At 66.7% G+C, this 22,300-nt stretch carries 16 protein-coding genes and 1 pseudogene; 9 read left to right on the top strand and 8 right to left on the bottom strand.

Annotation, left to right across the window (positions count from 1 at the left end; all coding sequences use genetic code 11):
• The first annotated feature begins 186 nt into the window (after positions 1-186).
• On the top strand, positions 187-891 hold the full coding sequence (locus LTH93_RS05215) for a hypothetical protein (RefSeq protein WP_241470286.1): 705 nt from the start codon (positions 187-189) through the stop codon (positions 889-891).
• Positions 892-1,171: 280 nt separating this feature from the next.
• Positions 1,172-1,561, top strand: coding sequence for a hypothetical protein (locus LTH93_RS05210; RefSeq protein WP_241470285.1), 390 nt, complete (start codon positions 1,172-1,174; stop codon positions 1,559-1,561).
• Between the two features lie 204 nt (positions 1,562-1,765).
• On the opposite strand, the pseudogene LTH93_RS13545 reads toward LTH93_RS05210, so the two are convergent.
• Both LTH93_RS13545 and LTH93_RS05205 read right to left on the bottom strand, forming a co-directional pair.
• Positions 1,766-1,879 (bottom strand): annotated as a pseudogene (locus tag LTH93_RS13545) (IS110 family transposase); the annotation flags it as partial.
• 81 nt (positions 1,880-1,960) lie between these two features.
• A complete protein-coding gene (locus LTH93_RS05205) occupies positions 1,961-3,568 on the bottom strand; it encodes an anthranilate synthase component I family protein (RefSeq protein ID WP_241470284.1) in 1,608 nt (535 codons plus the stop codon).
• A gap of 88 nt (positions 3,569-3,656) precedes the next feature.
• On the opposite strand from LTH93_RS05205, the gene LTH93_RS05200 reads away from it, so the two are divergent.
• Together LTH93_RS05200 and LTH93_RS05195 are read left to right on the top strand one after the other, a co-directional pair.
• Complete coding sequence (locus LTH93_RS05200) at positions 3,657-4,301, top strand: TetR/AcrR family transcriptional regulator (protein ID WP_241463648.1); 645 nt, start codon at positions 3,657-3,659, stop codon at positions 4,299-4,301.
• A gap of 72 nt (positions 4,302-4,373) precedes the next feature.
• Positions 4,374-7,061 carry an MMPL family transporter gene (locus tag LTH93_RS05195; RefSeq protein ID WP_241470283.1) on the top strand — a complete coding sequence of 896 codons (2,688 nt, stop codon included), beginning with the start codon at positions 4,374-4,376 and terminating at the stop codon, positions 7,059-7,061.
• 66 nt (positions 7,062-7,127) lie between these two features.
• Here LTH93_RS05195 and LTH93_RS05190 read toward each other — a convergent pair whose 3' ends face one another.
• Positions 7,128-7,943, bottom strand: a complete 816-nt coding sequence (locus LTH93_RS05190; RefSeq protein ID WP_241463650.1) for an HAD-IIA family hydrolase — start codon at positions 7,941-7,943, stop codon at positions 7,128-7,130.
• Between the two features lie 182 nt (positions 7,944-8,125).
• Between LTH93_RS05190 and LTH93_RS05185 the strand changes: the two genes are divergently transcribed.
• Genes LTH93_RS05185 through LTH93_RS05175 form a run of 3 tightly spaced genes read left to right on the top strand, consistent with a single transcriptional unit; the run spans position 8,126 to position 10,201 of the window.
• Entirely contained in the window at positions 8,126-8,476 is a 351-nt protein-coding gene (locus tag LTH93_RS05185; RefSeq protein WP_241463651.1) for a GntR family transcriptional regulator, read from the top strand.
• A 34-nt stretch (positions 8,477-8,510) separates the two neighbouring features.
• The gene (locus LTH93_RS05180; RefSeq protein WP_241470282.1) at positions 8,511-9,428 is read left to right on the top strand and encodes an ATP-binding cassette domain-containing protein; all 918 of its coding nucleotides are present in this window, start codon (positions 8,511-8,513) and stop codon (positions 9,426-9,428) included.
• Complete coding sequence (locus tag LTH93_RS05175) at positions 9,425-10,201, top strand: hypothetical protein (protein WP_241470281.1); 777 nt, start codon at positions 9,425-9,427, stop codon at positions 10,199-10,201. The genes LTH93_RS05180 and LTH93_RS05175 overlap by 4 nt, the downstream gene beginning before the upstream one ends.
• Positions 10,202-10,572: 371 nt before the next feature.
• On the opposite strand, the gene LTH93_RS05170 is transcribed toward LTH93_RS05175, so the two are convergent.
• The 3 genes from LTH93_RS05170 to LTH93_RS05160 all read right to left on the bottom strand — a co-directional run bounded on the left by LTH93_RS05170 (position 10,573) and on the right by LTH93_RS05160 (position 12,082).
• Positions 10,573-10,944 carry a non-heme iron oxygenase ferredoxin subunit gene (locus LTH93_RS05170; RefSeq protein ID WP_241470280.1) on the bottom strand — a complete coding sequence of 124 codons (372 nt, stop codon included), beginning with the start codon at positions 10,942-10,944 and terminating at the stop codon, positions 10,573-10,575.
• A gap of 55 nt (positions 10,945-10,999) precedes the next feature.
• Entirely contained in the window at positions 11,000-11,395 is a 396-nt protein-coding gene (locus tag LTH93_RS05165) for an RNA-binding S4 domain-containing protein (RefSeq protein WP_241463655.1), read from the bottom strand.
• A gap of 207 nt (positions 11,396-11,602) precedes the next feature.
• Positions 11,603-12,082, bottom strand: coding sequence for a hypothetical protein (locus LTH93_RS05160; RefSeq protein ID WP_133725593.1), 480 nt, complete (start codon positions 12,080-12,082; stop codon positions 11,603-11,605).
• A 775-nt stretch (positions 12,083-12,857) separates the two neighbouring features.
• Here LTH93_RS05160 and LTH93_RS05155 point away from each other — a divergent pair.
• Positions 12,858-17,894: an SH3 domain-containing protein gene (locus LTH93_RS05155; RefSeq protein WP_370642681.1), complete on the top strand. Its 5,037-nt coding sequence runs from the start codon at positions 12,858-12,860 to the stop codon at positions 17,892-17,894.
• A gap of 196 nt (positions 17,895-18,090) precedes the next feature.
• On the opposite strand, the gene hisD is transcribed toward LTH93_RS05155, so the two are convergent.
• Complete coding sequence (gene hisD / locus LTH93_RS05140; protein ID WP_241470279.1) at positions 18,091-19,398, bottom strand: histidinol dehydrogenase; 1,308 nt, start codon at positions 19,396-19,398, stop codon at positions 18,091-18,093.
• Positions 19,399-19,586: 188 nt separating this feature from the next.
• Here hisD and LTH93_RS05135 point away from each other — a divergent pair, with 188 nt between their 5' ends.
• Positions 19,587-21,197, top strand: coding sequence for a mechanosensitive ion channel domain-containing protein (locus LTH93_RS05135; RefSeq protein ID WP_241470278.1), 1,611 nt, complete (start codon positions 19,587-19,589; stop codon positions 21,195-21,197).
• 76 nt (positions 21,198-21,273) lie between these two features.
• Here the strand turns inward: LTH93_RS05135 and LTH93_RS05130 are convergent, their stop codons facing one another.
• On the bottom strand, positions 21,274-22,257 hold the full coding sequence (locus LTH93_RS05130) for an SDR family NAD(P)-dependent oxidoreductase (RefSeq protein ID WP_241470277.1): 984 nt from the start codon (positions 22,255-22,257) through the stop codon (positions 21,274-21,276).
• Between the last annotated feature and the right edge of the window lie 43 nt (positions 22,258-22,300).

Genomic DNA, 22,300 nt, shown 5'->3' with positions numbered 1-22,300 from the left:
TCACCCTGCGCCGACGAGACCTGAGGAACCATGATCGGATTGCGTTCGACGGCTCACCGAGCCGTGCCCTGCGCGACTCGGGCCAGGGGTCTCCTTGCGCTGTCTGCGGCTGGAGCGCTCGCCGTGACTGCCACCGGCTGCTCCCCAGACGCCGAGGATGCGAGCTCGGCGCAGGATGTCGCATCCATGAGCTCCCTCCCGTCGGAGGCTGGCGAGCCTGATGGCAGCGCCGACGAGGATCCCGCTGAGGATGAGACCGGGACCGAAGAGTCAGCTGCGTCTGACGCAGACGAGCTGCTCACCCAGCGAGAGATCTCCCAGGTGCTGGTCACCGAGTCCGAGCTGCCCTTCGCCCCAGACAGCCACTCCACGCTGACCGGACTGAACTTCTTCAAGGACCAGCTCGGAGCGGCCGCAGAGGTCTATACCGAGAGCTTCGGCGAGGGCGAGTGCGCCTCGGCGATGGACCGGATCAATGCGGATCTCATCGGGGAGCGCCCGGAGCTCGGCGTGGTCCAGGAATACAAGCATGAGCTCGCCGACCGCACCGAGAGCCTCTACGTCTGGATGCTCGGTCTCGAGGACCCGCCGGAATCGGCTGTCATCTGGGACCGGGTCATCGAAGCCTGCACCGCCGAACCGCTGCGCGGTGAGACCGATTCGGTGGACGTCGAGGCCTTTGAGGCCCACGACTTCCGCGGCCTGGAGCTGAACATGAAGGTCCACGACGGGGAATCCATGGTGGAGGTCCTCGGCTTCTCGGCAAGCGTCGACTACGGCAGGCACCTGCTGATGGTCAGCGCCGCGAACATGGACGCCGAGACCTTCGATGCAATTGTGGAGCGCCAGGCAGGGAAGCTCGCGACCTTCGACCACCAGCGCACCGACTAGTTCTACTCAGCCCCGGCCGCCCGCCACAAGACGGCACGCATCGTGCGCAGGGCCCGGGTCCAGTGTTCAAACTGATGCGCCGTTGCCCGCGCCGCTGGCGCGATCCCGACCCGCACTTTGATCTGTGCTCGATCCGCGGTCGGATCTGGACGGTCGCCCTAGACGTGGCCACCCCGGGGTGCCAGCATTGAAGCGTTATCACCGGTGGATCCGGCGTCATGAAAGGACGTTGCCCATCGCACGGGTGGCACGTCCGTGGCTTACGAAGGAGTGATGGGCGATGGTGCGTCGAGGCGTTCTAGCCACATTCTTAGCAGCGGGGATCTTCGCAGGAAGCGTCACGGCCGCACAGGCCGCGCCCGTGAAACCGGACTTCCCCCTCATCACCGTCGGGTGCCCCGACGGCGAGGGCGGCTACGACATGCTACAGGTGAAGCCCCGCGGAGCTGTCGCCTTCGTCTTCGACGAGGCGGGAGTGGCCACGGGTGAGAAGCTGTTCATTCGCTCGATCGACGCCGCCCTCTTCTCCGACGCTGGCCAGCTCCTCTGGGAGTACAACAAGGCCTACGGCAAGCGGACCGGTCACGGCGAGCCGGTCTCCTGCTCCGGGTCCTTCAGGAAGGGCTCTGATGGGACGGTCTTCTTCGACGTCCTGGTGACACGCCGGTAGGAGGGACCGCTCACCCGCGATCCACTCTCGTGGATGCCCGCCGCCCCCGAGCGGACTGACCACCCTGAACTTCGAGGATTCCCCGGTCGCAGGCGAACTCTTCGGCTGGTGCAGCCACTGTGCCGGACGAGGGCCTCACTGCGGGCAGCATGGGCGCGGCATCTTCGAGACCGCCGGGTGCAGCGAGATCCCGCCGGAGACGGGGAGCAGTCGGGGCAGGTGCGCCGCGGCTTTGGTGTCGGTCTTGACCCGGTCTGCGGCTGGTCGCTGGAGCTTCGACGGGGCAGGAACCTCGCACCGGATTCCGGCCGCGAGGACTTCGTCCGGTGCCCCATGAATCTCTGTGAGTGGGGGCCCGGCCCGCAACCCCTCGCCGACCAAGGAGCTGCTATATATCGTCTAGTCCGAGGTCGCGGTCTCAGATTCCGGGAACCGGGCGCCCAGGGCCTCCAGCACCCCGCGCGACTTGGTGCGGATCTCCTCCCATTCCTCGGCAGGGTCGGAATCAGCGGTGATCGCTCCGCCCAGCCCCAGGTGGAAGCGGCGTGACTCACCCTCGCCGCTGAGCACCGCGGTGCGGATGAGCACTGCCAGGTCCGCAGCGCCGTTCGTGCTGAAATACCCCGCCACCCCGGAATAGGGCCCGCGCGGACCCGTCTCCAGCCGCTGCAGGATCTCCATGGTGGAGATCTTCGGCGCCCCGGTCATCGACCCCGGGGGGAATGCGTCAGCGACGACCCGGGCCCGCGGCACCGCATCCGGGATGCGGGCGCTGATCGTGGAGACCAGCTGGTGCACGCTGGGATAGGTCTCCACCGCGCAGAGCCGCTCGGTGCGCAGGCTTCCCGGGATCGCGTGGATGGAGAGGTCATTGCGGACCAGGTCCGCGATCATCACGTTCTCCGCCCGATCCTTGGGGTGGGTGCGCAGATCCTCGATCATGGCGCGGTCCTGCGCGGCGGTCACCCCGCGGGGTCTGGTGCCCTTGATGGGCTCCGAGCGCGCCGTGCCGCTCGCGCTGATGCTGAGAAAGCGTTCGGGCGAGGTGGAGAGGATCTCGGTCTCACCGATGCTCAGGAACTGGGTGAAGGGGGCTCGGTTGCGGGTGCGCAGGGCCGCGAAGAGCTCGATGCCGCGTGCGCGTCCCGGTGCCAGCGTCCCGGTGACCGCCGTGGTCAGGCAGATCTCATAGCTGTTGCCCTCGGTGATCTCCCGCTTCGCCCGCGCGATCGCGGCGAGATAGTCCCGGCGAGAGTCACGGACCGCGATCTCGCGGAGCAGTGCGGCGTCGGAGCCTCCTTCGTCGCAGCCTCCTTCGTCAGAGCCGTCCCTCAGCGCCAGGCCCTGCAACGTCTCGAACACCTGCTCCTTCCAAGCAGACTCCGCCGCTGCGTCCCAGCACTGAAGCTCCAGCTGCCCCTGGGCATGGTGGATGACCACGGCATGGGTGGCGCGGAACAGGCTGGCCTCCTGGGCCGGACGGTCTGCCGGCTCCAGGACCTTCTCCGCCGGGTCTTCAGCGCCGACCTCCCGCTTGAGCTCATAGCCCAGCCATCCCACCCAGCCGAGCGCGAACCGCGGGAGATCATGGCGGGTCGCGTCCGGTCCGTCAGGCTGTCCAGGTCGGTCAGACTCGGCAGGCTCGCGACCCTCGTCCGGCTGCTCTGCGGACCCGGTCCAGTTCTCCGCCAACCAGCTGAAGAACGGCTGGCGGCGCTCGATGGTCCCCTTGGGCGTGGTGACGCTGGTCTGGCCCTGATGGTGGCTGACCAGCACCGCATGGTCACCGAAGGAGAAGGCCAGGATGCTGTGGGCGCTGCGCGCGGGCTGATCGGTCCTGGCGTGATCGCTGCTGTCCAGCAGCGCAGCGGGAACCCCGGGCAGCTGCTCACACAGAGCGGCGAACAGCTGCGGTGCGAGGTCCTCGAGCGCGTCGCCCGCCACCTCGTCGAGACCTGGCAGGTGGCCCGCGGAGAGACCCGGCAGGTCCATGGGGCGGCTGGTCAACGCAGCCCTCGGGGAGTCCCGGGTGCAATGGTCATGGGTCAAGGATGGCACAGGCCGGGAATCGTCTCGGCGCGCTACGATGTCGCCCATGGCATCTGAGGCGCAGCGGGCCGAGACCGCAGAACCGCGACGGGGACGTCCGCGCAGCGAAGCCTCCCACCAGGCGGTGCTCGACGCCACGATCCGGCTGCTCCGCGTGAGCTCATATGAGGAGCTGACGGTGGAGGCCATCGCCTCCGAGGCCGGGGTGAGCAAGCAGACCATCTATCGATGGTGGAAGTCCAAGGCTGCAGTGGTGCTGGAGGTGATGCTCACCGGAGACGCCGAGATCGAGCTGGTGCCCATGCCGTCCACCGGTGATCTGCGTGCGGACTGCCTGACCTGGATCCGCGGCATGATCGTAGAGGCCTTCCGCGACACCCACGTCGGGATGGCGCGCAGTCTCGTGGTGGCAGGACTCCAGTGTGATCCCGGGACCGAGCGGCTGCTCCAGCAGGCGAGCATGTGGGATCACGGACAGCTGGCGGAACGACTGCGTGAAGCCGAGCGGGCGGGTGAGCTTCGCGCCGGAGTCGACATCTCAGCGGCCGCCTCGGCGATCGGCGACCCGCTGATCTTCCGGATGCTCATCGGCTCCGCACCGAGCCTGACCTGGGCGGAGAGCCTCGTCGACGTCGTGGTGACCGGGCTCCTGCGACCCGAGACGAACCAGACCCACAACCCGCCGCGGTGAGTTTCACCACAGTCGTCCTTCACAATCCTCTCGGTGAATTTCGAGACGCGGCGTTCCGTTTATGATCGTGTCATGGCAAAGCTCCTTTACCGCCTCGGCCTGTTCTCTGCGCGCCGAGCCAAGACCGTCGTCGCAGCCTGGTTCGCCGTGCTCGCCCTCGCCGTCAGCTCCTTCCTCGCCTTCGGCGGACAGCTGACGGATCAGATCACCCTTCCTGACCTGGAGACCACCGCGGTCGCCGATCGCCTGGCCGAGGAGATGCCAGACTCCGGCGGCGGCAACGCCTCGGCGATCATCCGCACCGACGACGGCGAGCCGTTCACCGGCGAGCAGGAGCAGCAGGTCGCCGAGTTCATCGAGGAGCTCGAGGCTGACGACATCGTCAGCAGCGTCACCGACCCCTTCGCCACCGAGGATCAGATCGCCGACGCGCGCAGCGAGATCTCCGCCGGTGAAGCTGAGCTGGAGTCCGGCCGCGAGGAGATCGAGACGAATCGCGAAGACATCGAGACCGGTCGTGAGGAGATCGAAGCCGGTCGTGAGGAGATCGAAGCGGGCCGTGGGGAGATCGAGTCCGGATTCGCCCAGCTCGACGAAGGTCAGGAGCAGCTCGACGAGGCCATCGCCGGCGCCCAGGAGCAGGGCATCTATGAGGCCGCGCGGCCTCAGTTCGAGGCTCAGCAGGCCGAGATCGATGCCAACCGGGCCGAGCTGGAAGCCGCAGAGCAGGAGCTCGAGGCCGGGGAAGAGGAGCTCAACGCCGGGGAAGAGAAGCTCAACGCCGGGGAGGAGGAGCTCAACGCCGGCGAAGATGAGCTCACCGAGGCGGCCGCCGAGCTGGAGCGCGGCGAGGCGCTTCTGGAGCTCTCCTCCGGCGCCCAGGTCGTCTCCGACGACGGCGACGTCGCCGTGCTGATGCTCAACTTCACCGAGCCGATGGAGAGCATCGGCACCGAAGACCTGGCCACCGTCTCGGCGGCCATCACCGACGCGGAGATCGACGGAGTCGAAGCACTGCCCGGCGGAGACCTCGACTTCGAGCTTCCCCACCTCTTCTCGGTTGCCGAGCTGATCGGCCTGATGATCGCCGCCGCCGTGCTGCTGATCATGCTCGGCACGCTCATCGGCGCAGGGTTGCCGCTGCTCAACGCCCTGATCGGCGTCGGAGTCGGCGTCGCCGGCGCGATGGCGCTCTCCGGCGTCGTCGAGATGATGTCGATGACCCCGATCCTGGGACTCATGCTGGGCCTGGCCGTGGGCATCGACTACTCGTTGTTCATCATCCACCGGCACCGCCGGCAGCTGAAGGACGGCATGGCCGTCCATAAGTCGATCGCCCTGGCCACCGGGACCGCTGGCAACGCCGTGGTCTTCGCGGGTGCCACCGTGGTGATCGCGCTGCTGGCGCTCAACGTCACCGGCCTGCCGTTCCTGGCCCTGATGGGCAGCGTCGCAGCCGCCTGTGTGGCCATCGCGGTGCTCATGGCGGTCACCATGACCCCGGCCATGCTCTCCCTGGTGGACCGCAGGATCCTTGCCCGCCGGGAACGACGCCACATCGGCGAGCGGCGCACCAAGGAGATCACCACCCAGATGGGCCACGGCAAGGCGATCGGCATCGCCGCCGCTGCGCTGATCGGCCTCGGCGTGCTCTCCATCCCGACCTTCGACCTGCGCCTCGGCCTTCCCGATGCCAGCTCCAATGCCGAGGACTCGGCCTCCTACCAGGCGTACTCCGCGACCGAGGAGGCCTTCGGCCAGGGTGTCAACGGGCCGCTCCTGGTCCTCGCCGACCTGCCCTCCGGGCTGGATGACACCCAGGCGCAGGACTACCAGATCGAGATCGGCACCTCGCTGCTGGAGAACGAGAACATCGCGGCAGCGGTCCCCGCCGCACTCAGCGAGGACAACACGCTCGGGGTCTTCCAGATCATCCCCGAGGAGGGGCCGGCTGCCGAGTCGACCGAGGCTCTGGTGCATGAGTTCCGCGACGGCGCTCCGCTGGCCGGCACGGACGCCGCCGATGTCGAGCTCTCCGTGGCGGGCATGACGGCCGCCCAGATCGACATGTCAGATGTGATCGCCGATGCGCTGCCGCTCTACCTGGCGCTGGTCATCGGGCTCTCGCTGCTGCTGATGATCATGGTGTTCCGCTCGATCCTGCTCCCGGTGATCGCCACCCTCGGGTTCGTCGGGTCCTTCGCCGCCGCCGTGGGCATCGTCGTGGCAGTGTTCCAGTGGGGCTGGTTCGCCGACATCGTCGGAGTCACCGAACCCGGGCCGATCGTGACCTTCCTGCCGGTGCTGATGGTCGGCATCCTCTTCGGACTGGCCATGGACTATCAGCTCTTCACCGCCTCGGGCATGCGCGAGGCCTACGCCCACGGCTCTGCGCCGCGGCTCGCCGTGCGCCAGGGACTGCATGCCGGGCGCTCCGTGGTCACCGCCGCGGCGCTGATCATGTCCTCGGTCTTCGCCGGATTTATCTTCACCGACGATCCGATGGTGGCCTCCATGGGCCTGGGGCTCTCCGTGGGCGTGCTGCTGGACGCCTTCGTGGTGCGACTGCTGCTGGTGCCCGCCCTGCTGCACCTGGCAGGTCCCGCCGCCTGGTGGCTGCCGAAGTGGATGGATCGCCTCATCCCTGACGTCGACGTCGAGGGCGCTCAGCTGGAGCGCGAGGTCCTGCCCGATGCGTCCGACCCCTCGGACGGGATCGAACCGCTGGCTCGCGAGCAGGAGCCGGCGCACCCGCGCTGACCGCTCTGCACACGCAAGAACGCCCGGCACCTCTGCGAAGGTGCCGGGCGTCTCTGCGTCTGGGTCCTACTGGGTGTCGTCGTCCCGATCTACCGGATCGTCGAGCAGCTCATAGACGCCGTCGATGATCCGATTCGGGCGGAACGGGAAGTCGGCGATGCTGGCGCGGCTGGAGAGTCCGGTCATCACCAGGATCGTGTGCATTCCGGCCTCCATGCCGGCCACGATGTCGGTGTCCATCCGGTCCCCGATCATGGCGGTCTCCATGGAGTGCGCCCCGAGGTGGTTCAGCGCCGACCGGAACATCATCGGATTCGGCTTGCCGACCACATAGGGCTTGCGACCGGTGGCCTTGGTGATCAGTGAGGCGATGGCGCCCGTGGCGGGCAGCACGCCCTCGGGGCTCGGGCCGGTGGCGTCGGGGTTGGTGAGGATGAACCGGGCACCGTTGTTGATCAGCCGGAGGGCCTTCGTGATGGCCTCGAAGCTATAGTTCCGCGTTTCACCGACGACCACATAGTCCGGATTGGTCTCGGTCATGATGAACCCTGCGGCGTGGATCGCGGTGGTGAGCCCGGCTTCGCCTATGACGTAGCAGCTGCCCTGCGCGTTGGACTCCGGGTCGATCTGGTTCGCCAGGAAGGTCGCGGTGGCCAGGGCGGAGGTCCAGATCCGCTCCTCGGGCACCACCAGTCCGGAGTTGCGCAGCCGAGCGCTGAGATCGCGGGCGGTGAAGATCGAGTTGTTCGTCAGCACAAGATAGGGGAGGTCCTGGCGCCGCCACTGTTCCAGCAGCTCTGCGGCGCCGGGCAGCGCCTCCTGCTCGCGGACGAGCACCCCGTCCATATCGGTCAGCCAACATTCGATGTTCTCACCGTTCATGTGCTGATCCTATGTCCTGAAGCTGGTGCCCTGCCAGAGGTGACCCTGGGGCCTCCCACACGCGGTGAGGCGTCGAACCTTGACCCAGCACTACCTCTATGGTTAATTAGTAGAGTAATTAACCATAGAGGTAGTGGACTCGGTATGCTGGAGCTGTTCCTCGATGAAGGGTGGATGGGTCCGTGGAAGAGGGTCGCGCACTGTTCGTGCAGATCGCTGAGCAGCTGGAGGCCTCCGTCCTGGACGGATCCCTGGCAGAAGGTGAGCGCGCCCCCTCGACCAACGAGCTCGCGTCCTTCCATCGGATCAATCCCGCCACCGCAGCCAAGGGTCTGAACCTGCTGGTGGATCGCGGGATCCTGCTCAAGCGTCGCGGCCTCGGCATGTTCGTGGCCCCGGGCGCCCGGGAGATCCTCATCGCGCAGCGCCGGCAGCAGTTCGCGACCCACTACCTCGATCCGATCATCACCGAGGCCCGTACCGTCGGGCTCTCGGTGGACACCATCATCGAGATGCTCCGCTCCAGAGCGTGAACAGCGCCCCGGGCGCTGAAGGAAGGAGGCGGTCATGGACGCCGCCATAGAACTGATCCGGGTCTCGCGTCGATACCGCAGCGCCACGGCGCTGCAGGACATTTCGCTGAGACTTGAAAAGGACGCCATCCACGGGCTTCTGGGCCGCAACGGTGCCGGCAAGACCACGCTGATGTCCATCGCGACAGCCCAGGACTGGCCCACCGCGGGCGAGGTGAAGATCCTAGGCATGCGCCCCCATGAGAACGAGCAGGTGCTCCCGAAGATCTGCTTCGTCCGTGAAGAGCAGCGCTACGTCGACGACGCGCTCGCCAAGCACGCCTTCAACGCCGCGGCCCAGGCGTTCCCTCGCTGGGACGAGGAACTGGCGGCCCAGCTTGCCCGCGAGTTCCGCGTCCCGGAGAAGACCCGGATCAAGAAGATGTCCCGCGGCCAGCGCTCCGCCGTGGGCGTGATCATCGGGATCGCCTCGCGCGCCGAGGTGACCTTCTTCGACGAGCCGTACATGGGACTCGACGCGGTGGCCCGGCAGCTGTTCTACGACCGGCTGCTCGAGGACTACGCTGCGCACCCGCGAACCATCGTGATCTCTTCGCACCTGATCGATGAGATCGCACACCTGATCGAGAATGTGGTGGTCATCGACCAGGGAAGCATCCTGCTGCAGGAGCCGGTGGAACAGCTGTGTGATCGTGCCGTCACCCTGGTGGGACGTGCAGATGCCGTGGCCGAGATCGCCGGCACCCGCGAGGTCCTGCAGCACGAGGCCATGGGCCGGATCGTGCGGACCACGGTGCTCGGGGCGCTCGATGAGGCTGAACGCAGGGCGCTTCAGGAGCGCGACGTGGAGGTCGTCCCAGTCTCGCTCCAGCAGCTCATCGTGCGGCTCACCGCACGCGAAGACACGTTGAAACAGACCACGATGGATCCATCCCAGGAGGTGGCCCGATGAGCAACGTCGCAGTTCACTCAATGGCGGCTCCGGCGGCACGGGAACAGGAAGCCCCACGTTCGAGCTTCGCCCGCGTCCCGTCCGCCTTCAAGCTGCAGTTCACCGTGCCATCGCAGATGATCTGGGTGCCGCTGAGCGTGTTCCTACTGTCATGGGCCGTGGCGATCGGCATCGGTCTCTGGCTGCGTCATGTCTCCGGCGATGGGCCGACGATCAACACCGGCGCCTCGCAGGCCACCATCTGGTGCCTGGCGTTCATCGCGGCCTATTCGGCATCTCACACGTTCCCCTTCTCCATGGCGCTGAGCTACAGCAGGCGGGTCTTCGTGCTGGGGGCCTTCTTGGCCTTCGCGACAGTCTCGGCCGGCTTCGGTGCACTCTTCTCGATCGCCATCCTGCTCGAGCGGGCCACCGGTGGATTCTGGGCCGAGAGCTACACCTTCGACATCCCAGCGGTCACGCAGAACGCAGGGGTCCTGGGGGCCGGGATCCTGGCGGGAGCGGTGTGCCTGTGGGCGATGATGTTCGGGTTCTTCTGGTCGATCCTCTACCGCCGGGTCAGCCTGGCGATGCTCTGGATCATCGCGCTGGGTCTCGTGGCCCTGCTGGCCGTCACCATCATGGTCGTCGCGCAGAACCAGTGGTGGCCCCATGTCGGGGACTGGCTGGCCGTGCAGAGCTCGTACTCCTTCGCCGGATGGGTGCTGCTGCTCACGCTGGTCCTGACTGCGGTGAACTATCTGGTGATCCGCCGGGCCGTACCCACTGCATGAGCGGCGGACCTCTCCAAGGCAGAAAGAAGGGAGCCCCAGATCGGCCAGCGTGAGGGGGACGCTGTATCGGCCGATCCGGGGCTCCCGAATCACTCGCACCTTGATGAGGTAGTCCTACCTTAGGACGTCTCCTTGGGCGGGCACTTGCGGTTTGCTGGTAAGTCACTGGAAATCGTGGCCCCAGTCCTGGCCATGAGAAGAGCCCCGAGTCGGCCAGCGTGAGGGGACGCTTTAAATGGCTGACTCGGGGCTCTGAATCACTCGCACCTTGATGAGGTAATAATGACTCTAGGCGACATTCTTGGCGTTTCCCCGTGCAGTTCCTGGGAGCTTCCTGAGTCTTAGTCTGCGACGCCTCACAGCTGCTCCGGTCAGGCGGCTGAGTCCTCGCTCGGGCGCGGTGTGCCGGGATGCAGCACCAGTCGATCTCCGTCGATCGTGACCTGATGCGTCTTCACCGGGCGCAGCGCTGGCAGCGTCTCCGGGACGCCGGTGCGCAGGCAGAAGGCTGAGGCGTGCATGGGGCACTCCAGAGTGTCTTCCTCGACATAGCCATCGGAGAGAGACACTGCCTCGTGGGAGCAGGTGTCGTCCAGGGCGTAGAAGCCGCCATCCTCGGCGTGGACCACCGCGATGTCGTCGTTCCACCCTGAGTCCTCTGCTGAGACTCGGAAGACCTCACCTTCTGGGTATTGGCTTGCGGGGCCGAGGTCGATCGGGGGGAGTGCGTCGGTGGCGGACATCTGTAGTGCCTCTCTAGCGGTGAGTATGTGCAGCCTGCATTCTTTCAGAAGCCGATCAGCCCGGGAGCTGGCCGCGGAGCTCCTCGAGCTTCCGACGTTCCCGTTTCGTCGGGCGCCCCGAGCCGCGCTCGCGCACCGGCAGGCCCACGTCGCGGGGCCTGATCCGCTCAGGCGAGTGGTCGCGGTAGGCCTTCTGGGCCACCGGGGGGCCGACTCGCTTCGACAGGGTGTGGACGACGTCGAGGATGAGCTCGTGCCCTGGACGGCGGATGTGGATCCGGGTGCCGGGAGTGACGCGCAGCGAGGCCTTCGCCGGGTTGCCATCGATCGTGACGTGCCCGGCGCGGCAGGCGGTCGTGGCCGCGGACCGGGTCTTGAAGAGTCGGACCGACCAGAGCCATGCGTCGATGCGGACCGGGCCGGTGGGGCCGGTGGGGGCGGTCTCTGTCATGGAATCAGTCTAGAGAACCGCTGTCTCGCCTGCGGCGGAGATGTCCCAGCGAATGCGCAGACCCCGCGTCCGGAGTGTGAGGGAACACTGTTCCGATACGCGGGGTCTGCTGAATCACTCGCACCTTCAAGAGGCAGTTCCTACATTAGAGAGGCTTCTTGGGCAGTCGATGGTCGTGACCTGTGAGCTGCCTGAAACTCTTGGGGCTCAGGCGTCGCCGCCTGAAGTCTGGTTGTGATATTCGCCTTCACAGAATTCAACCGTGAACCATCCGTCCACCGGTTCCGCCGCGACCAGGACTGCTTCCTCGTCGAGTGATTCAACATCGGTGTCGACCAGAGCAAGAATGTTTTCAAGCGGCTCGCGCAGTTCTACTGGGACGAGAATATAGTTCTGCTCGACCGCAGAATAGATCTCATCAAGAACCTCTTGATCTTCAACCCCTTCATTCATGTCAGTTTGCAGGCCTTCCATCATTGAACCGATGAACATGCAAGCCTCTTCTTCAGAGAAATAAGCACCTAGTTCCTCAGTTCTTTCGATGTCGATCTCATCGGGATCGGGAAGGTCGCCTCCCGGTCCTTCTCCCTGGGGAATCTCGCCAGAATCGCCGTCGTCCGGTGAGGTGTCGGGCTGCTCCTCCGGTTCCGGGGTCGACGTCTGCTGTGGCTCCTCGGACTCCTCCACGGGGGGCGCCGACTCCGAGCTCGGCTGCGTCGGAGAGCTCGGCTCCTCCTCGGCTGCGCATCCCAACAGTGCGAACGGCGTCATGGAAGCGAGTATCAGCATCCCTCGCACTCTGGTGCGGGCCATCTGGGTGCCCTGCACGGGGGCGAATTTCGAAGCTGGAGGCGGCGTCATGGGTCCAGTGTGGCACGCGCTGCGCGGCGTGAGTCACGAACGCATCACAATGGCGTGCCGCGCCGGGCGTCGGCTCGTTCCTGCTCTCCTGGAATGGGATACTTTTCCAGCGAGGGCAGTGCAGCGCCACGCGAGCATCCTGCGGTAGTGATGTTCGCCAGCTGCGCTGCCCTCCAATCATTCCCAGGCGCTCGCGGACGCCTGGACGTCGACTCGAACGCTGCTCTTGCGTCCTCCACCGTGTTCATCAACGTGTCGTGTTCTGTTCGTTTCCATGATCACAGCGTGGTTAAAGTTCAACTTGAAGCTTTTTTAAAAACTCTTGTCGCGGACAACTAATCATGGGTTACAGTTGTCCCGACTCGGCTTGCTGTACGCGTAGGTTTCCCATCTCTTAGTACGGTTCGCTGCTTCCCCAGTCGCCATATCTGCTTATGAATACTCCGCATGCACGTGTTTCGCGTGCTGGTCCTCACTCACCCCGCAAGGGGGCTCGACGGTCTCCCAGCCGATGAGCGCGAGGGTCCCAGTCGTCGACCTTCGTGCCTGGCGGGGCGTTCATGGAGCCGTTCTGTTCTGAACGACTAGTGAGGAAGCACCTGTGCCGAAGAAACTCTCGTCTGCCGTTGTCGGCACCCTGGCCGTAGGCCTGACCATGCCACTGACCGCGAATGCCGCCGCCGCGGACACCGCGCCTATGAATGTGGCCGCGCTGCCCACCGCGGGGGTGGAAGCCCCAGCGACGAATCTCTCCGGACTGAGCACGGTGGACATCTCCGCCACGCAGAACGCCACCCAGTTCCGGTACCCGCTGGCCCAGCGCTCCTATACCTACACCTCCCCGTACGGCTCGCGCTGCATGCCGACCCAGGGCGCCTCCACCGCCCACTTGGGACAGGACCTCGGTGCCGCCGACGGCAGCCCGATCTACTCTGTGGCCGCAGGCACCGTGGTGCGCGCCTTCAGCGGCAACCGGTACAACACCGGCTTCGTCGTCGTGCAGCACCAGATCAACGGCAGGACCTTCCACAGCGCCTACCTCCACATGTGGGATGCACACACCCATGTCCGCGTCGGGCAGGCGGTGCAGGCGGGTCAGACCATCTCACGGGTGGGAAGCTCGGGTGCATCCACCGGGCCTCACCTGCACCTGGAGATCTGGGAGGGTGCCTGGATGCACGGCACCTCGCACAATCCGACGACCTGGCTCGCACAGCGTGGTGTCGACCTGCGCGCCTCCGCCTCATTCGTGATGAACATCACCAACCCGTCTGCCTGCAACTACTGGACCGTGAACTCAACTCCGCTGCGCGCCACCGCGAGCAGCACCGGTTCCGTCATCATGCAGCTCGGAGCGGGCGCCACGCTGACCGCAGCCCCGGGTGACACCAGCAACGGCATGGTGCGGGTGAACGCAAACGGTCGTATCGGCTGGGTGGCGCACTCTTCACTGACGCCCTCCCGCCCGGCCGGAGGCGGCACTGTGCCTGCGGCCAACGTCCCCCAGGGCACCTCCATCACGCCCACCCAGTACCGGACCACCGCGGCGCTGAATGGCCGCAGCGGACCCGGTACCAACTACGCGGTTCTCCAGGGGCTCACCTCGGGCACCACGGTGACCGTCACCGCAACCCACGGCGGCTGGATGAAGTTCACCCGCAACGGCCAGTCGGTCTGGTCCCACAGCGACTTCCTGGACGAGGTCGTCGCTCCGACCGTTGCTGCCAGCGGGACCTACAAGGTGAAGAGCGGTGTGAGTCTTCGGGCGCGCAGCGGGGCGAGCACCTCGAGCTCGATCGTGAAGGTGCTCGATCCGGGGACCACGGTGAGCGTGACGGGCAGGAGCGGTGACTGGTTCAGCTACCGGGACGGGTCGCAGACGCTGTGGCTGCAGGGGAGCTTCCTGGATCAGGTCAGCTCTGCCAGCGCGTCGAACACGGTTTCGGCCAGTGGCACCTATCGGGTGAAGAGCGGTGTCAGTCTGCGGGCGCGCAGCGGGGCCAGCACCTCGAGCTCGATCGTGAAGGTCCTGAACCCGGGCACCCAGGTGTCCATCACCGGGCGCAACGGGATCTGGGTGAGCTACCGGGACGGGTCACAGACGCTGTGGCTGCAGGAGAGCTTCCTGGATCAGGTCAGCTCTGCCAGCGCGTCGAACACGGTTTCGGCCAGTGGCACCTATCGGGTGAAGAGCGGTGTGAGTCTGCGGGCGCGCAGCGGGGCCAGCACCTCGAGCTCGATCGTGAAGGTCCTGAACCCGGGCACCCAGGTGTCCATCACCGGGCGCAACGGGATCTGGGTGAGCTACCGGGACGGGTCACAGACGCTGTGGCTGCAGGAGAGCTTCCTGGATCAGGTCAGCTCTGCCAGCGCGTCGAACACGGTTTCGGCCAGTGGCACCTATCGGGTGAAGAGCGGTGTGAGTCTGCGGGCGCGCAGCGGGGCCAGCACCTCGAGCTCGATCGTGAAGGTCCTGAACCCGGGCACCCAGGTGTCCATCACCGGGCGCAACGGGATCTGGGTGAGCTACCGGGACGGGTCACAGACGCTGTGGCTGCAGGAGAGCTTCCTGGATCAGGTCAGCTCTGCCAGCGCGTCGAACACGGTTTCGGCCAGTGGCACCTACCAGGTGAAGAGCGGTGTGAGCCTGCGGGCGCGCAGCGGGGCCAGCACCTCGAGCTCGATCGTGAAGGTCCTGAACCCGGGCACCCAGGTGAACATCACCGGGCGCAACGGGATCTGGGTGAGCTACCGGGACGGGTCACAGACGCTGTGGCTGATGGAGAGCTTCCTCGCCCAGGCCCACAACGGGACCGGCTCAGGCCCCGAGTCCTCAAGCTCGACACCTGTCACCTCGTCCGGGATCTACACGGTCAACAGCGGGGTGAACCTCAATGCTCGCACGGGTGCCAGCACCACCAGCTCCAGTGTGAAGGTGCTCGCACCGGGCACGAGGATCACCGTCACCGGGGAGCAGAACGAGTGGGTCAGCTTCCGGGACGGCTCACGCACACTGTGGGTGCACTCGGACTATCTGACCCAGGTCACTGCGAGTGCGGACACTTCTTCCACCACCGCTGCCAGCGGCACCTATCAGGTGCAGAGCGGTGTGAGCCTGCGGGCTCGCAGCGGGGCCAGCACCTCGAGCTCGATCGTGAAGGTCCTGAACCCGGGCACCCAGGTGTCCATCACCGGGCGCGACGGGATCTGGGTGAGCTACCGCGACGGGTCACAGACCCTGTGGCTGATGGAGAGCTTCCTGACCCAGGCCGCGGCGAGCTCGGGCGCCGGCTCCAGCAGTGCGGACACTTCTTCCACCACCGCTGCCAGCGGCACCTATCAGGTGCAGAGCGGTGTGAGCCTGCGGGCGCGCAGCGGGGCCAGCACCTCGAGCTCGATCGTGAAGGTCCTGAACCCGGGCACCCAGGTGTCCATCACCGGGCGCGACGGGATCTGGGTGAGCTACCGCGACGGGTCACAGACCCTGTGGCTGATGGAGAGCTTCCTGACCCAGGCCACGGCGAGCTCGGGCACCGGCTCCAGCAGTGCGGACACTTCTTCCACCACGGCAGCCTCCGGCAGCTATGCGGTCAAGAGCGGGATCAATCTCAACGCCCGGACCGGCCCCAGCGCCACCAGCTCCAGCGCGCAGGTGCTCGCACCGGGAACTACGATCTCCATCACAGGCAAGAACGGTGAGTGGGTCAGCTACCAGGACGGCTCACGCACACTGTGGGTGCACTCGGACTATCTGACCCAGGTCACTGCGAGTGCGGACACTTCTTCCACCACCGCTGCCAGCGGCACCTATCAGGTGAAGAGCGGTGTGAGCCTGCGGGCGCGCAGCGGGGCCAGCACCTCGAGCTCGATCGTGAAGGTCCTGAACCCGGGCACCCAGGTGAACATCACCGGGCGCGACGGGATCTGGGTGAGCTACCGCGACGGGTCACAGACCCTGTGGCTGCAGGAGAGCTTCCTGGACCGGGTCACAGCATCCGCTTCAAGCGGTTCCACCACCGGGTCCACAGCGACCACGGCGGCAAGCGGCACCTTCGAGGTCAAGAGCGGCGTGAACCTGAACGCCCGGACCGGAGCGAGTGCCACCAGCTCCAGCGCGAAGGTCCTCGCGCCGGGCACGAAGATCACCATCACCGGCAAGAACGGTGAGTGGGTCAGCTTCCAGGACGGTTCCCGCACACTCTGGGTCCATTCCGCCTACCTGACCCAGGTCGCCGCATCCGCGCCCACCGGGAGCACCAGCGCGAACACCGGGACCACGGTTTCGGCAAGTGGCACCTATCGGGTGAAGAGTGGTGTGAGTCTGCGGGCGCGCAGCGGGGCGAGCACCTCGAGCTCGATCGTGAAGGTCTTGAACCCGGGCACTCAGGTGTCCATCACCGGGCGCGACGGGATCTGGGTGAGCTACCGGGACGGGTCACAGACGCTGTGGCTGCAGGAGAGCTTCCTGGATCGGGTCACCGCCTCTGCGGACACCAGCGCACCGACGAACACCGAGTCGTCTTCGAACACTTCGGGTTCGAGCACTTCCGCGAGCGGCACCTACCACGTCAAGCCCAACGTCTACCTGAATGCTCGCAGCGGCCCAGGCACCTCACATCAGGTGGTCCTGAACCTGAACCCGCTGCGCCAGTTCGAGATCACCGGGCGCAGCGGCGGCTGGGTGAGCTTCGTCTTCAGCGGGCAGACCGTCTGGGTCGACTCCACCTACATCAACGCCGGTGCCGCCGGCAGCTCCGGGTCCAGCAGCACGGGCTCCAGCAGCTCGACCCCCACCCTGGCGAACTCGACGAACAGCACGAGCAAGGTCGTCGGGACCGCCTTCACCACGGCCCAGGTGAACGTCCGGATGGGCCCGAGCACCGAGAACAGCACGATGTTCTCCGTGCGCACCGGGACGAAGGTCGAGCTGCTCGAGAAGAAGACGACCGGCTGGCAGGAGGTCAAGGTCAACGGTGCCACCGGCTGGATGTCGGCGCAGTTCCTGAGCACCTCAGCTCCGGCAACCTCCGGCTCGACCACCGGCGGCTCCACCACCGGGTCCTCCGGCAGCGGCACCTCCACCGCACCGTCGACCTCGAACATGCACAACAAGAGCTCTAACGGCCCGTACAGCTCGGCCTGGGACAAGCTGGCACAGTGTGAATCCGGTGGAAACTGGAAGATCAACACCGGCAACGGCTTCTACGGCGGCATCCAGTTCAGCCCTGAATCCTGGAAGGAAGTGGGCGGCTCCGGCTTCCCGCACCAGGCCACCAGAGCGGAACAGATCAAGCGGGGTCACATGCTCTGGAAGAAGCAGGGCTGGAACGCCTGGCCGCACTGCACCTCCCAGCTGGGCCTCAAGGGTGACCCGGGCGGCTACGGGGACGACTACTACAAGGTCCACCCCAGCGCGAAGACCGTCTCCTCGGTCTCGGCCGCAGGGACCTGGACTGCGAGCTACAGCGTGCCGCTGCGCGAAGAGGCCTCCACATCCAGCGACAAGCTCGTGCAGGTCCCGCGCGGCACGGAGCTCAAGCAGCTTCAGCGCGAGGGGTCCTGGCTCAAGGTCCAGCACAAGGTCGGCGGGGACAGCTACACCGGCTGGGTCAACACCAGCTACATCTCCCAGGCCTGAGCGTTCCGCTCAGAGCTGGTAGAGAACTCAACACGGCAGCTCGGGGAGCGGCGCCACCAGTGGTGCCGCCTCCCCGAGCTGCCGTGTTGAGGACCAAGACGCATCAGTAGGACGACGGCGGGCTCGACTCCCTCATTCGCGGGAGAGTCGCGTCCGCCGTCGTCGTCGGTAAGGCTGCCGGCGGCGGGTCAGCGGGTCAGCGAAACCGGGCCTGGACGGCGGCGCCGTGGGCCGGCAGCCCTTCGGCCTGGGCCAATGCCGAGACGTGACCCGCCACCGCGCGCAGCCCCTCCCGGTCGTACTGGATGACCTGCTGGGAGCGCAGGAAGCTGGAGACGTTCAACCCGGAGGAGTACGCGGAGGCGCCTCCGGTGGGAAGCACATGGTTCGATCCGGCGCAGTAGTCACCCAGTGACACCGGGGTGTGGGCGCCGACGAACACCGCGCCGGCGTTGTGGATCTGCTCCACGATTCCGGCATCATCGCTGGTCATCACCTCGAGGTGCTCCGCGCCGTATGCGTTGGCGATCTCCACGCCCTGCTCCATCGTGTCGACCACGAGCACCGCAGACTGGGTGCCGCTGAGCGCCTGCTTGACCCGATCCGCGTGCCGGGTGCTGCGCGCCTGCAGCTCGACCTGGGCTCCCACAGCCTCGGCGAGGGACATCGAGGGCGTCACCAGCACCGCGGCGGCCAGCGCATCATGCTCCGCCTGGGAGATCAGATCCGCCGCGATCAGATCCGCCGGCGCGGTCTCATCGGCGAGCACCATGATCTCGGTGGGGCCGGCCTCTGAATCGATGCCCACCACCCCCTGGACCGCGCGCTTGGCCGTGGCCACGAAGATGTTCCCGGGTCCGGTGATCAGCGAGACCGGAGGGCAGGCCTGCTCGCCCTGCTCGTCCCGGGCCCCATAGGCGAACATCGCCACGGCCTGGGCGCCGCCGACCGCGTAGACCTCTTCGATCCCGAGCAGGTGCGCCGCACCGAGGACAGTCGGGTGGGGAAGGCCCCCGAAGTCCGCCTGCGGGGGTGACGCGATCGCCAGCGATCGCACCCCGGCCACCTGCGCCGGAACGACGTTCATCACCACTGAGGAGGGGTAGACCGCCTGACCGCCGGGCACATACAGGCCCACCCGTCGGATCGGGGCCCAGCGGTTGATCACCCGGGCGCCGGGGCCGGGTGAGACCTCCGAGGCCTCCGGCAGCTGGGCCTCGTGCACCTGCCTGGCTCGGAGGATCAGCTCCTCGAGCGCCGCACGAACCTCAGGCTGAAGCTCCTCGGCGGCTTCGCGGAGCTTCTCCGCAGGAACCCGCAGCGAGGGCGGCCGGACGCCGTCGAACTTCTCTGAGTAGTCCAGCAGTGCGGAGACACCTTTCAGCCGCACATTCTCCAGGATCGGGGCCACGGCCTCGATGGTGGTCGAGATGTCCTGGGAGGCGCGCGGAAGCACGGAGGCGGCGTCGATCGCGCTGCCGCGCAGATCCTTGAGGGTCAGCATGGGTCTCCTAGGGGTGAGGCGATCGGGTGCTTGCCCGCTGGATCGAGGGTGAACACCCCTCTATTGTCTCCATTGCGGCAGCCTTGCGCCCACTTCGTGACGTGAGAGCCCACACACCGGACGCCCCGCGGTGTTTCAGTGCCCGTCCAGAACGGCGTGGCATGATGCTGGCCATGGTCTTTTCCCGGATGGATTTCTCGTCGAGCTTCCTGGCGCCCGCTGTGCCGCAGACCGCCGATCTCGCTCCCGAGGAGACGGCGCCCACCGAAGGGGTCGGTGACATCGTCGAGGAGAGCGTCCCTGAGGGGCTCGAAACCCTGATCGCCGAACAGGGCCCGTTCTTCGGCATCATCACCGGCCTGATCATCGCGGTGGTGATCGCCCTGGTGGTCACCGTGATGTCCTCGATGCTGCTGAAGCAGATCTTCCGGCACAACGATGGGGTCAAGCATGCGGTGAACCGGACCCGGACCCCGCTGTTCGTCACCCTGGTGCTGATCGGAACCTGGTTCACGCTGAACATCACGCTGCGCGCCGCCGAGTGGTTCCTGCCGGTCTCCTTCGTGCTGCTGGTCGCCGTGGTGATCGGGATCGCCTGGTGGGCGCTGCGGATCGTACGGATCGCCGAGGCGATGATCTATTCGAAGTACATCGGTCACTCCGAGGGTGAGCTGGATGTGGAGGACCGGCGCGGCCGCCGTCTGGCCACCCAGGTCTCCCTGATCCGGCGGATCCTCACCGCGGTCATCATCACCGTGGCGGTGGCGGCGATCCTGTTGATGATCCCGCAGGTGCGCGCACTCGGCGCCGGCCTGCTCGCCTCCGCCGGCGTGGCCTCGGTGGTGGTCGGCCTGGCGATGCAGTCGGTGCTCACCAACGTCTTCGCCGGCATCCAGCTGGCCTTCACCGATTCGATCCGCGCAGGAGACGTCGTCGTGGTCGAGGGCAACTTCGGCACAGTGGAGGACATCACGCTCACCGCCGTGGTCATCAAGTCCTGGGACGAGCGCAGGTTCATCTATCCCTCCAGCTACTTCGTGGCCACCCCCTTCGAGAACTGGACCCGGGTGGGCACCGACATCCTGGGCACCGTGGAGCTCGACGTCGACTGGCGCGTCCCGATGGATCCGCTGCGGGCCCGGCTGAAGCGGCTGCTCGATTCTGCCGACCTCTGGGACGGCAGGGACTACTCGCTGCAGGTCACCGACGCCGTGGGCGGCATGATCAAGGCACGGGTCGTGGTCTCCGCCCGGAACTCCGGGGAGCTCTGGGACCTGCGCTGCCTGATCCGTGAGGATCTGGTGAACTACCTGCGCGCCGAGCACCCCTATGCGGTGTTCACCCAGCGGATGCTGCTGACCAATGAGGAGGCGCTGGCGAAGGCTCCCGCGCCGGTGCGCACCGGACAGGTCGGCGTCGTCGATCCCGGCGCAGATTCTCAGCCGGTGACCCAGGCGGGGGAGGGGGCCTCGGTCTTCACCGGCTCGATCGCCGCCGTGCAGCGTAACCGAGAGTTCTCCGGCCCCGGAGCCGAGGCCTACCGCGAGCGGCTTGAACGGCAGGAGGAGCGTCAGGACGGCCATGAGCTCGACGCCGACGGCACCGCCTATCCCGAGGATGCCGCGCCCACGCCGGCGGTCAACCCGCTGAAGACTGATGCGCCGCAGGAACGGGACGTTTCGGCGACGCGGAAGGTGTCGGCGAACGAGGAGGGCGAGGATGCGGAGGAGGAGGCCTTCGGTGCTGCGGCGACACGGCGTCCGGGCGAGGCGCCGCCTCGGCCTGGTTCATCGCGCTGAGCTCCCGATCGCGCTGAGCTCCCGTCAGCGCTGAGGACGCCGCTGGGTTGAGGCTCCGACCGCAGGTCGGTCCTGCTCACTCCTTCGGCGGCTGGGACTCTCGGTTGGCGCTGCCCTTGGCGGAGCTCTTGGCCTTCGCCGACTTATAGGCGTTGACGGTCTTGATCGCGTCGGTGGTCGGCTCCGCGGTGCCGTCACCGGTCCCGTACTCCGCACTCACCGAGGAGCCGCGATTCGCAGCGCGGGAGTCGCTCGCCCCTGCGGTCTCGCCCTCTGAGTCCTCACCGTTTTCTGGAGACCCGGTGCGCTTGTCCACGGCCCACTGCACCACTGAGTCGGGCATGAAGCGCAGTCCGGCGGTGAGCATCTGGTAGCTGCGCGCCGGCACGCAGGTCGAGGCGCCCTGGGCATTGGCAGTCAGCGCCTGGCGGACGACGTCGTCGGCGTCCAGCCACATCCAGCGCTTGACGGACTTGATCTTGATCCCAGAACGCTGGTGGAACTCGGTGCGCACCAGGCCGGGCACGAGCGCGGTCACGGTCACCCCGCGCGAGCGCAGCTGCGAATGCAGCCCCTTGGAGAAGTTGATCACCCAGGACTTCGCCGCGGAGTAGGTCCCGGTGGAGATGTATCCGGCCGTCGAGGCCACATTGATGATCCGCCCGCCGCGGCGACGCACCATCGCGTTGGCCGCAGTGTGGGAGAGCTCCATGGTGGTCTGCACATGCAGGCGCAGCAGCTTGCGCTCGTCGTCGAGGTCCGAGTCGATGAAGTCTGTGGCCAGCCCGTGCCCGGCGTTGTTCACCAGCAGGTGCACCGGATTCGTTCGGTCGGCGAGCCGCTCCTGGACCGCCGCCACGCCGTCGTCGGTCACCAGGTCCGCGACGATGACCGAGGTCCTCACCCCGTATTGGGAGGACATGGACTCGGCCTGCATCCGCAGGCGCTTCCCGTCGCGGGCGACCAGGACGAGGTTGTAGCCCTGTGCAGCCAGCTGGCGCGCGAACGCTGCGCCGAGGCCGGCGGTGGAACCGGTGATGACGGCCGTATGGTTGCTCATGCTCGCTATCCTAGAGTGCAGAGATGTGCGGAGCGGTCAGCAT

The organism is Nesterenkonia sp. DZ6 (genome assembly GCF_022565835.1).
GTDB lineage: Bacteria > Actinomycetota > Actinomycetes > Actinomycetales > Micrococcaceae > Nesterenkonia.
Note: the sequence above shows the minus strand (reverse complement) of the source record. Positions and strands in the feature narration are given on the sequence as shown.